Here is a 10,944-nt window from a genome sequence, read left to right on the forward strand (position 1 = left end):
CGGGCGATGAGTAGCCTTACCTGTCCCAAGTGTCGCGGAGAAATGCGCCAGTACGAACGCAGTGGCGTCGTCATCGACCAGTGCGGGGAGTGCCGAGGCATCTTCCTGGACCGCGGCGAGTTGGAGAAGCTGTTCGAAGCGGAGGCCAACTGGAGCCGCCAACAGACCGGAGGCGCGCCGGGGCAGCCCGCGCAACAGCCGGCCGGCTACCCGCCCCCGCCGCCCCCGCCGCCCCCGCCGCACCAGCCCGGTTACGGCACCGTCCCGCCGCCCCCGCCGCCCGCCCACGGCTACCCGCCGCAGCCGGCCTACGGCCACCAGCAGCAGCACCACGGCTACCACGGCCACTACCGGCAGAAGAAGCGCAAGGGCTTCCTCGACGACATGTTCGGCTGACCCCAGGCCGACCTTCCGCCCGGGTCGATCACGCGTCGACCCGGGCACACCGCCCCCGCCATTGATCGTTGGCGCGCGCCACGCTTCGTGCGAGGCTCGATCGCATGACCGCGATCCGACCGGACGAGGCGCTGGCCCAGGCGTACGACGGCATCACAGCGGTGGTCGGTCGCCTCGACAACTCCGGCCTGCAACAGGCCACCCGGTGCCGGGGCTGGCTCATCGCCGACCTGCTTCTGCACCTGCTTGGCGACGCCCAGCGGGCACTCGTCACCCTGGCCAGCCCTGTCGACGGCCCCGCCGACGTCGACGACGTGAGCTACTGGCGCGACTTTCCCGGCGGCAACGACGACGAGGCTGCCCGCCATGCCTGGTGGGTCCGCCGCTCGGCTGCCGCCTTCGACCGTCCGACCAGGATCGTCGAACTCTGGCGGGACACCGCCCCGGCCGCAGTCCGCGCCGCCGCGTCAGCCGACCCTGACGGGTACGTGACCACCCAGGGACACGTGCTGCGCGTACCGGATTTCCTCGCCACCCTGACCACCGAGGCCGCCGTCCACCACCTGGACCTGACGCTGGAACTGCCCGACGCTCCGCCGCCCGGCCCACTGGCCGTACAGGTCGCGGTAGCGACAATGGACGGCCTGCTCAGCGACGACACAGTTCGACCCGCCGCCTGGGACGACAGCGACTTTTTGCTGAAGGCCACCGGGCGCGTACCGCTGACCGACCGGGACCGGCTGGAGCTGGGTGAGTCGGCAGGCTGGTTCCCACTGCTCGGCTGACCCGCAATCGCTCCCACTGAGAGAAGAAGAATCAAGCCGAAGGCACTATCGGTTGCCGAGCATCTTCTTCGCGATCTCGGCTTTCCGCGTCAACGCGACGGTCGCTTCCGAATACAGCAGAGCCACAATCTTCTCGGCAGGAGCGCAGGTTGTCCCGATCGTGTAGATCGTTTTGTGCGGTCGAACAGAAAGACCATCGACACCATTCCTCACTAGGAAGGCCGCAAAGGCATCGAGTAGGCGCTTACTGCCCACCAACCTGAATTGAGAGAACGTCGATTGACTAGGATTTGGGCGGCGGTATTGACCGACTGAGCCATCGCCGTCAACGACACCGCGCCAAAAGTCGCGTGATTCGGTCAGCCTTTCGTCGACCGGTCCGTCATATCTTCCCAGCGCCATCACGCGCTCTGCAAGGCGGGTCGAGCGCACCGAAAACTGGCACGAGCCATGTGTGGGACTTGGTGCCGAGACGCTACTGGTCGAGCCCAGGAAGGTGCGCAGCGAGACAAGGTGTTCGCGGTCCCGCTGGGCAAGCCCCACGGAGATCTGCGGGAGATGGCCCGTCCGGTAGGTCACACATCCGTCGGCAAAGAGGAACCCAAGCCAGTAGCAGGCTTCTGGTGTCAACAGGTCGAACGCATCGTGTCGAAGCGTGTGAACGGTCCTCCGGAGGACAACGCCACGGCGGACCAACAGGCCGCGCATTCCAGGCTCCGTGAAACCAAAGCTCTTCGCCACCTCGGCTATAGACCGACCCTCGGCGTATTGTCTGACCGCCTCTGAGCGTTCGGGTTCGGCCAACTTCGCCCTCGACCGAGCTGGTACGCCTCGTCTTTTCAGTAAGCCACGGACAGCCTGCCTGCTGACGCCATAGGAGTTCGCAATTCGAGTCAGGCTCTCGCCCGTCCTTGCACGTTCAACAACCGCCTCGATTTGTGCCGCCGAAAGGCGAAATCCTGTGTCGCTCATCCGATGGCCATGTCCACAAATCTCGACAGATGCAGCTGAGCCGCGACGGTCACAGTGTCGGTGGGCCCATTTCGATGCTTAGCAATTATAAAATCCGCCTCCCCGGCCCGCGGCGACTCCTTGTCGTAGTAGTCGTCGCGGTGCAAGAGGATGACGACGTCGGCATCTTGCTCAATTGATCCCGATTCACGCAAATCGGACAGTTGGGGCCGCTTGTCGGTGCGCTGCTCCGGGCCACGGTTCAGCTGACTGACCGCGATCACCGGGCACTCGACCTCCTTGGCCAGCAGCTTCAGGCCACGGGACAGGTCGGCGACCTCCTGCTGGCGGCTCTCGGTGCGCTTCGGTGAGGTCATCAGCTGGAGATAGTCGACCACGATCATCTTGAGGTCGTGCCGCTGCTTGAGCCGCCGAGCCTTGGCCCGGATCTCCATCAGGTTCATGCTCGGCGTGTCGTCGACGAAGAGTGGAGCCTCGCTGATCTCGCCCATGCACCGGGCCAGCTTGGTCCAGTCGTCGTCGGAGAGCTGACCGCTGCGCAGCACGTGCAGCGGCACCCGCGCCTCGGCGGAGAGCAGCCGCATGACGATCTCGACCTTGCTCATTTCCAGCGAGAAGATGGCTGCCGCCTGGTTGGCGCGAATGGCAGCATTTCGGGCAAAGTCCATACTTGCCGTGGATTTACCTAAACCAGGCCTGCCTGCAACGATGATCAACTGTCCGGCGTGCAGGCCGTTGAGCAGCCGGTCCAGGTCGCTGAAGCCGGTCGGCACGCCGGTCATCATGCCGCCGGTCGCGCCCACCGCCTCGATCTCGTCCAGCGTCGGCTGCAACATGTCGGCCAGGATCGCGAAGTCCTCGCTGACCCGCCGTTCGGTGACGTCGTACACGGCCTGCTGGGCGAGGTCGACGACGTCGTCCACGTCGCGGCTGCCGCCGCTGGCGGTGCCGTAGCCGAGCTGCACGATCTTCGTGCCGGCCTCGACCAGTCGGCGTAGCACCGCCCGCTCGCTGACGATGCGGGCGTAGTACGCGGCGTTGGCGGCGGTGGGCACGCTGGCGATGAGTGTGTGCAGGTACGGCGCGCCACCGATGCGTACCAGATCCCCGGAGTCGGCGAGCGCCGCCGCGACCGTGATCGAGTCGGCCGGCTCACCACGGCCGTAGATGTCGAGGATGATGTCGAAGATGGTGGCGTGCACCGGCCGGTAGAAGTCGTTGGTCTTGAGGATCTCGACGACGTCGGCGATGGCGTCCTTGGAGAGCAGCATGCCGCCGAGGACGCACTGCTCGGCCGCGACGTCCTGGGGCGGGGTCTTGTCGAACTGGCCATCCCGCTGTGCGGGTGGCTGGCCTCCGCCGGAGCGTGGCTCTGCCCGCATGTCGTCGGTGACCGACACGGGTCCCCCCTCCACTGCGCCGGATCCAACCCCAGCTCTACTGCTGGGGTGCGACACTTCTCCTCCGACCGGGCCGGTCGATCGGGGGCCATCGCCGGCGGTCGAGGGCCAACCATACGGACCCCGAGGTCAGAGACTCAACAACGCCGGTGGACGAGCCTCGGGACAACCTGTGGATCCCGGTGGACAGCATGTGCGCAGCGTGTGCACAGCCTGTGGATAACCATTGGGGAATTCTCGGCCATAAGTCGTTGACCTGCGAAGACATACTCCCCAGCCTGTGGAGGAGAATATTTCGGTCGGGCCTGTGACACGATCGTCCCGTACTATCTCCAGCGAACGGCTACACCTGGACAGCGGATTCCGCTTTCGGTTCAGAAGGGTCACACTCCGGCCGTGAATTACCGGGACTGGGGACGCGGCGATGGCAGCCCGCGCGAGCGCCAGCCAACCGCCTCGTGGAGTGAGCGCGCGGCGTCTGTTCCGGTTGATCCGTACGACGAGGACGGGCGCTACCGCACCTCCAGCCGTCGACGTGCGTTGGAACGCGGCCAGGACGAGCCTGTCGACGCCTACCTGCCCCGGTGGGCGCTGGAGTCAGGGGTCCGGCACGCGGACGGCGCTGGACGGCACGCGGCACCGGACGACGACGAGGACGAGCCCGAGCGGCCGATCTCCGGGGCGGGCCGACGGTCCGCCGAGTCGTCGGGTGGTCGGCGGCGGGGCAGCGAGCCGCGTCGACGGGAGCAGACAGCGATCGGCCCGGCGCCAGACTCGGACCACACCCGGGAGTGGACGCTCGACCGTCCGCAGGACCAGGGTTATTCCGGCCGCCGACGGGCCGACGCCGGCGAGGACGAGCCAATCTCTGGTGCTGTCTCGGAACGGCGTCCCCGCCGCGCGCCGGTTGGCCGTCCGCAGGTGATCTGGTCGGGCGGGGAGCCGGAGTCCCCCCCGAGCGAGCAGGTCCCGGACCAGGAGCCGAGCCGTCCCACCCGGCGTAGCCGTCGTGCGGCGGAGGAGTCCTGGTCCCGTCCGGCGGCCGACCCGTGGGTCCGCAGTTCGGAGCAGGTGGCAGAGCCGGATCCGTCGTACCCGCCTGCTGTGGACCCGTGGGACGCCTCGGGCGTGCACGCGTGGCCGCCGGCGGCCGGCGCGGACAGCGGGGACCTGAGCGGGCAGTGGTCGGCGGTGGAAAGTGTCGGCGGCTGGGAGCGGTCGGACCGCACCGGCCAGTGGGAGCGGTCCGCGATCGAGGACGACCAGTGGGACCGTACGCTGGCGCCGCGCTCCGATCGCCCGGCAGCCGCCGAGGGGTGGCCGAGCCGGGAGGACGGCTTCTGGTCCGGCACCCGGTTGGCTGATGACGACCCGCGTTGGATGGAACCGACCACGTCGGCGCCCCGGTCGCCCGTGGTGGGATACACCGCCCCACGGCCGCGCAGCGCGCCTGCGCCTGCGCCGCGTCCGGGCGCGCCCCGACGTAGGGCGGACCGGCCGGCGGTGGGCACGGCGTCGGTACGTCGCCGGGTCGAGTCGGCGGCCACGGGTGCCTGGGCGCGGCGCCTGGAGGACGACCTGCTCGACCCGGATCCGGGTGGGTCCGTCCGGCCTCTGCTGTATACGGCGGCCTGTTACCTGGTGCCGGCGATGCTGATCTTCGTTTGGCTGTTGACGTTGGACAGCCAGGCGCCGGCTGGTTGTGTGACCGACATCAGCGGGGGCGGGTGTGAGTCCGCCCGGTCCCGCGCGCTGGAGTCACTCCTGGCCGGTTCGCCGCGCTTCGGTCTGGCCCTGGTGAGCAGCCTGGTGGTGGCGGCGCTGCTGCGGCGGGTGGGTACGACCTGGCGCTCGGCGACCATCGCGGTGGCCGCCGCGGTGGTGGGCGGCGGCCTCTCCACGGTGTTGATCAGCGCGGTGACGGGCCAGCCCATCGGGTGACCCGTCGGCGGGTCGGGGCACGCCCGGCCGTGGCCCGGGTTGCCGGGTTGGATGACGTACGCAGGAGAGCCCGCACCGATCGCTCGGTGCGGGCTCTCGTGGTGGTGTTGCGGACGTCAGCCCTGAACGACGTTCAGGTTGAACGACGCGGTCACCTCGGGGTGCAGCTTGATCTTCACCGGGTAGGTGCCGGTCGACTTGATGTGACCGGGCACCTCCAGCCGACGCCGGTCGAGGACCGGGCCGCTGGCCGTCTTGACGGCGTCGACGATCTCGGCCGGGGTGACCGAGCCGAAGAGCCGTCCGCCGTCGCCGGCGCGGACCTTCAGGTTGACCTTGAGACCCTCGAGCTGAGCCTTGACCTCGTTGGCGTGGTCGAGGTCGCGGATCTCGCGAGCCCCACGGGCCCGCTTGATAACCGTGACCTGCTTTTCCGCGCCCTTGGTCCAGGCGATCGCGAAGCCCTGCGGCAGCAGGTAGTTACGGCCGTAGCCGTTCTTGACCTCGACGATGTCGCCCGGGGCACCGAGGCCGGACACTTCCTGAGTCAGGATGATCTTCATATCGGTGCCTCCTCTCAGCGGGTGGTGGCCGTGTACGGCAGGAGCGCCATCTCACGGGCGTTCTTGACCGCGCGGGCGATCTGCCTCTGCTGCTGCGAGGTCACGCCGGTCACCCGACGAGCGCGGATCTTGCCGCGATCGGAGATGAACTTGCGCAGCAGCGCGGTGTCCTTGTAATCGATGTAGGCGATCCCGTCCTTGTCGAGCGGGTTCACCTTCTTCTTCGGCTTGCGCAGTGCCGCAGCCTTGGCCGTTGCACGTGCTCCTGGTTTGCGATCGCGAGCGCTAGGCGCCATTAGAACGGTGGCTCCTCGTCAAAATTGGCGCCCGAACCGGCACGCGCGGGAGAGGGAGCGGCCGAAGCCCAGGGGTCGTCGAAGTTGCCTCCGCCGCCACCCTGGTTGCCACCACCACCGCCGCCACCGAAGCCGCCGCCACCGCCGCCGGAGCGGGACATCTTCTGCACCTTGGCCGTGGCGTAGCGCAGCGACGGGCCGATCTCGTCGACCTCAAGCTCGATGACTGTGCGCTTCTCACCCTCGCGGGTCTCGTACGACCGCTGACGCAGCCGGCCCGACACGATCACCCGGGCGCCACGCTGCAGCGACTCGGCGACGTGCTCGGCGGCCTGCCGCCACACGGTGCATGCGAGGAACAGCGGCTCGCCGTCCTTCCATTCGTTCGACGCCTTGTCCATGAAACGGGGCGTCGAAGCGACTCGGAACTTGGCGACCGCAGCCCCGGAGGGGGTGAACCGCAACTCGGGGTCATCGGTCAGATTGCCGATGACCGTGATGGTGGTGTCTCCTGCCATGACCATCTCCTCGCGCACTCAGCGTCTCGTCGTACAGGCTCTCAGAGCCCTCCGACAGAGTCGCGGAGGCTGATCCGGACGAACCGGGGGTTGGAAGGCTTAGCGCATTTCCGGTCGGATGACCTTGGTGCGCAGCACGGACTCGTTGAGCCGGAGCTGACGGTCCAGCTCGGCCACCGCAGCAGGCGTGGCCTGCAGGTCGATGACGGCGTAGATGCCCTCGGCCTTTTTGTTGATCTCGTACGCGAGGCGCCGGCGGCCCCACACGTCGGTCTTCTCAACCGAGCCACCCGCGGTCCGAATCACGTTCAGGTACGTGTCGAGCGACGGTGCGACGGTGCGCTCCTCGAGGCTGGAGTCGAGGATGACCATCAGTTCGTAGTGACGCAAGACGTGCTCACCTCCTGTGGGCTAAGCGGCCACGGTCCTTCCGTGGCAGGAGGTCTTGTGTCGCTGCCCGCACGCGCCGAGGGAACCCGGCCGGACGCGGACAACCTGACCAGGATACCCGGTCCCAACGATCATGCCCGGGGTGGTCGGGACCAGACCCGGACGAGCCGACGGGGGCCCACCGTCCGACCGTCAACCGGTCGGTGGTGAACCCCCGTCTACGAGGCCGCGGGGCGTCTGGTCCGCATTCCTTGGGTGGGACCTGGGGAGGAACGACCACACCGATGAGGTTGGACCGAAGACGCCCCGCGGAGCTTTATCGTGTTGTTATCTGACGATACAACAGCACTCATACCTTGTAGGGGGGAAAAGGACAATATTCCGAGATTCGTCGTCGCTCGGTACCCGTTGTGCGATGGGTCGCCCCCGCTGCGCCGGGCCGCGCCGCGGGGGCGACCTCGCTGTCGGCCGTCGACCGCCGGTCACCGTGCACGACGCTCGCGCCGCTGGCGGCACCGGGACGCTGGTCGTCGGCTCACACCCATCAACGAGCGTCGGTCCCTCCGGTGACGCGACACCGCCCCGGCCGTCGCCTCGCCGGTCGGGGGCGCGACGTAGGCTCGCTCGCATGCGTATCGGAGCCCACGTCGACTCGACCGACCCGCTGGCGGAGGCGGCCGCCCGGTCCGCCGAGACCGTGCAGTTCTTCCTCGCCGACCCACAGGGTTGGAAGGCGCCCAAGCCTCGCGAAGATGCCGATCGGCTGCGCGCCGCCGAGGTCGACCTCTACGTGCACGCGCCGTACGTCATCAACGTGGCCACACTCAACAACCGCATCCGGATCCCGAGCCGCAAGCTGCTGCTCGGGCACGCCAACGCCGCCACCGCCATCGGTGCCAAGGGCCTGATCGTCCACGGTGGGCACGTCAACGCCGGCGACGACCTGGCCGTGGGCTTCGACAACTGGCGCAAGACCTTCGCGTACGCGGCGGACTCCGGCGGTTTCGGCGTACCGGTCCTGATCGAGAACACCGCCGGCGGCGACAACGCCTGCGCCCGACGGCTGGACGCGCTCGCCCGACTCTGGGACGCCATCGGTGACTACGAGGTCGGCTTCTGCCTGGACACCTGCCACGCGTACGCGGGCGGCGAGGAGCTGCTCGGCCTGGTCGACCGGGTCAAGGCGATCACCGGGCGGATCGACCTGGTGCACGCCAACAACTCCAAGGGCGCGTTCAACTCCGGCCAGGACCGACACGACAACCTGGGCGGCGGGACGATCGACCCGGAGCTGGTGGTTGCGGTGATCAGGGCGGCCGGCGCGCCGGTGGTCGTCGAGACACCGGGCGGCGTGACCGGCCAGGCCGCCGACATCGACTTTCTGCGTGAGCAGCTCGGAGCGGAGAGCCCGGCGGCATGACGAGCGGACAGCCCGGGACCGGCAACGCGCGGCCCACCCCCACCGGCGCGGCCGGCGAGAGTCAACCCGCCACCACTGCCGCGGCCGGCACCCCCACCCAGCCGGCTCGCACCTCCGACAAGTCCCCCGCCGGGACCACCGCGGACCAGTCCCCACCTGTCGGCGGCGACACGACCGGAGCCGCCCCGAACGGCGACGCCGGGGCAGTCCGAGCGACGAGTGGTGCCGCCAGCAAGGACGCGGCCCGGCACGGCGACAAGCAGGGCAGCGCGACCAAGAAAGACGACGCGGCCAAGAAGGACGACACGACCAAGGCCAGCAAACCGGCTGAGGACAGCGACCCGGCCAAGGACGCGAAGGCGGACGGCGCCGACGCTACGGACAAGGTCGACAGCGAGGCGAAGCCGGTCGGCCCGGAGCGTTGGGAGGCGTTCGCCTCCGCACCGGAGCCACGGCCCTCCATCTTCAGTCGGGCGGGCCGGGCGGTCGGGCGGTTCCTGATCCACGAGTGGACCCTGGCCGCCCTCGGCGCGTTGGCACTGGCCGTGTTGATGACCTGGCCGACGCTGCGCTATCCGCGCTACACCCTTCCGCAGGACTACTGGGACCCGAGCCTGCAAGCCTGGCAGATGGCCTGGTCCGGGCACATCCTGCTGGCCGAGCCGGCGCGGCTGTGGCAGTCCAACACGTTCTTCCCCGAGCTGTGGAGCTTCGCGTTCTCCGACACGCTCCTCGGGTACGCCCCGGCCGGGATGCTCGGCAGCGGTCCCGAGGACGCCGTGCTGCGCTACAACATCATGTTCGTGCTGGCGCACGCGCTCGCCACGCTCGGGGCGTACGCGCTGGCTCGACAGCTCGGGGCCGGCCGGATCGGCGCGGCCGTCGCAGGCGTGAGCTACACCTACGCGCCGTGGCTGCTGGCTCAGGCCGGGCACCTGCACGTGCTCTCCAACGGGGGCATTCCGCTGGCGCTGGCGATGCTGGCGCGCGGGCACGGGTGGTCGCTGCGACACGGTTACCGGCCGGAGCGCCGGCACGACGGTTGGGTCTACGCGGGTTGGCTGGTGGCGGCCTGGCAACTCAGCCTCGGCTTCGGCATCGGGCTGCCGTTCGCGTACTTCCTGGCTGGTGCGGTGCTGGTCACTGCCGTCCTCTTCATCGTGCGGCGGCTGCGCACCGGGCAGGCCGTTCCGTTCGGTCGCCGGTTGTTCGCCGCCGACGTGCTCGGCGGGGTGTTGTTCGCCGGCGTCGGTCTGCTGATGGCGTTCCCGTTCTTCAAGGTGACCGAGCTGCACCCGTACGCCGAGCGCACCATCGGCGACATCAGCCTCTTCTCGCCACCGGCGTCGGGCTTCGTGACAGCGCCCGGTGAGTCGCGGATCTGGGGTGGGCTGCACGAGGGTGCCCGGGCAGCGCTGCCGTGGCACCCGGAGATGACCCTGCTGCCGGGCTTCGTGCTCTATGCGCTCGCCGCGGGCGGGTTGTTCTTCTCGGTCTGGCGGTTGCGGCACCGACTGCTGCTGCTCGCCGGGGTGCTGCTGACGATGGTCTTCGCCATGGGCACCCGTTTCTTCGACGGCACCTTCACCTACGTTCCCCTCTTCGAGTACCTGCCGGGCTGGAGCGCGTTGCGTACCCCCGGGCGGTTGATGCTCTGGACCACGTTGTTGCTCGGCCTGCTCGCGGCGGGCGCGGTCACCGCGCTCACCGACCGGGTCCGCGAGTTGACCGCGCAGCGGATTCCGTCGTGGCCGGGGCCGTGGCTGCGGATGGCCACCCTGCTGCCGTTGCTGCTGGTCACCGTCGAGGGCCTGAACACCACCCCACACCCGGTGGTGCCGACCCAACCGGCGGCGATGCGTTCGGCGGAGGGGCCGATGCTGGTGCTGCCCAGCAATCAGAGCCTGGACCAGCACGTGATGCTCTGGTCGACCAGTGGGTTCCCCGACGTGGTCAACGGCGGGAGCGGCTTCACACCGCGCCAGCTCGACGATGTCCGTCGGGTGAGCCAGTCGTTCCCGGACCAGACGAGCATCGACTACCTGCGCACGCTCGGCGTCCGCACTGTGGTGCTGCTGCGCGGCCAGGTGGCTGGCACACCGTGGGAAATCACCATCGACGCGCCGGTGGAGTCGCTCGGGATCAGCCGGCAGGAAGTCGGGGAGGCCGTCGTCTACCGCCTGTGAGCCTTGGGGCGGGTTTTCGGGGGAGCCCGCCCGGCTCCGGGCGGTCAGGCTTGATCCCTGCGCCGGGCGGGCTCCCC

General features: G+C 69.0%; 11 protein-coding genes. 5 read left to right on the forward strand and 6 right to left on the reverse strand.

What is annotated here, in order from left to right; genetic code table 11:
• Positions 1-6 precede the first annotated feature (6 nt).
• Together AB0B48_RS16465 and AB0B48_RS16470 are read left to right on the forward strand one after the other, a co-directional pair.
• Positions 7-396, forward strand: coding sequence for a zf-TFIIB domain-containing protein (locus AB0B48_RS16465; protein WP_357201836.1), 390 nt, complete (start codon positions 7-9; stop codon positions 394-396).
• A 104-nt stretch (positions 397-500) separates the two neighbouring features.
• Complete coding sequence (locus tag AB0B48_RS16470; RefSeq protein WP_357201839.1) at positions 501-1,181, forward strand: maleylpyruvate isomerase N-terminal domain-containing protein; 681 nt, start codon at positions 501-503, stop codon at positions 1,179-1,181.
• A 45-nt stretch (positions 1,182-1,226) separates the two neighbouring features.
• Here the strand turns inward: AB0B48_RS16470 and AB0B48_RS16475 are convergent, their stop codons facing one another.
• Both AB0B48_RS16475 and dnaB read right to left on the reverse strand, forming a co-directional pair.
• Complete coding sequence (locus tag AB0B48_RS16475; protein WP_357201842.1) at positions 1,227-1,889, reverse strand: hypothetical protein; 663 nt, start codon at positions 1,887-1,889, stop codon at positions 1,227-1,229.
• A gap of 260 nt (positions 1,890-2,149) precedes the next feature.
• Positions 2,150-3,553 carry a replicative DNA helicase gene (dnaB, locus tag AB0B48_RS16480; protein ID WP_124853587.1) on the reverse strand — a complete coding sequence of 468 codons (1,404 nt, stop codon included), beginning with the start codon at positions 3,551-3,553 and terminating at the stop codon, positions 2,150-2,152.
• 396 nt (positions 3,554-3,949) lie between these two features.
• Between dnaB and AB0B48_RS16485 the strand changes: the two genes are divergently transcribed.
• The gene (locus AB0B48_RS16485) at positions 3,950-5,494 is read left to right on the forward strand and encodes a hypothetical protein (protein WP_357201845.1); all 1,545 of its coding nucleotides are present in this window, start codon (positions 3,950-3,952) and stop codon (positions 5,492-5,494) included.
• 116 nt (positions 5,495-5,610) lie between these two features.
• On the opposite strand, the gene rplI is transcribed toward AB0B48_RS16485, so the two are convergent.
• The 4 genes from rplI to rpsF all read right to left on the reverse strand — a co-directional run bounded on the left by rplI (position 5,611) and on the right by rpsF (position 7,261).
• Positions 5,611-6,057 carry a 50S ribosomal protein L9 gene (rplI, locus tag AB0B48_RS16490; protein ID WP_145778354.1) on the reverse strand — a complete coding sequence of 149 codons (447 nt, stop codon included), beginning with the start codon at positions 6,055-6,057 and terminating at the stop codon, positions 5,611-5,613.
• A 14-nt stretch (positions 6,058-6,071) separates the two neighbouring features.
• Positions 6,072-6,353, reverse strand: a complete 282-nt coding sequence (gene rpsR / locus AB0B48_RS16495; RefSeq protein ID WP_051723758.1) for a 30S ribosomal protein S18 — start codon at positions 6,351-6,353, stop codon at positions 6,072-6,074.
• Positions 6,353-6,889 carry a single-stranded DNA-binding protein gene (locus tag AB0B48_RS16500; RefSeq protein WP_181518404.1) on the reverse strand — a complete coding sequence of 179 codons (537 nt, stop codon included), beginning with the start codon at positions 6,887-6,889 and terminating at the stop codon, positions 6,353-6,355. Before AB0B48_RS16500 ends, rpsR begins: the two co-directional genes overlap by 1 nt.
• An 81-nt stretch (positions 6,890-6,970) precedes the next feature.
• Positions 6,971-7,261, reverse strand: a complete 291-nt coding sequence (gene rpsF, locus AB0B48_RS16505; protein WP_036391391.1) for a 30S ribosomal protein S6 — start codon at positions 7,259-7,261, stop codon at positions 6,971-6,973.
• A gap of 628 nt (positions 7,262-7,889) precedes the next feature.
• Here rpsF and AB0B48_RS16510 point away from each other — a divergent pair.
• Both AB0B48_RS16510 and AB0B48_RS16515 read left to right on the forward strand, forming a co-directional pair.
• The gene (locus AB0B48_RS16510; protein ID WP_357201849.1) at positions 7,890-8,681 is read left to right on the forward strand and encodes a deoxyribonuclease IV; all 792 of its coding nucleotides are present in this window, start codon (positions 7,890-7,892) and stop codon (positions 8,679-8,681) included.
• The gene (locus AB0B48_RS16515; RefSeq protein WP_357201852.1) at positions 8,678-10,867 is read left to right on the forward strand and encodes a hypothetical protein; all 2,190 of its coding nucleotides are present in this window, start codon (positions 8,678-8,680) and stop codon (positions 10,865-10,867) included. Before AB0B48_RS16510 ends, AB0B48_RS16515 begins: the two co-directional genes overlap by 4 nt.
• Positions 10,868-10,944: the final 77 nt, after the last annotated feature.

Source organism: Micromonospora sp. NPDC049089 (genome assembly GCF_040648775.1).
In the GTDB taxonomy this organism is placed as follows: Bacteria; Actinomycetota; Actinomycetes; order Mycobacteriales; family Micromonosporaceae; genus Micromonospora.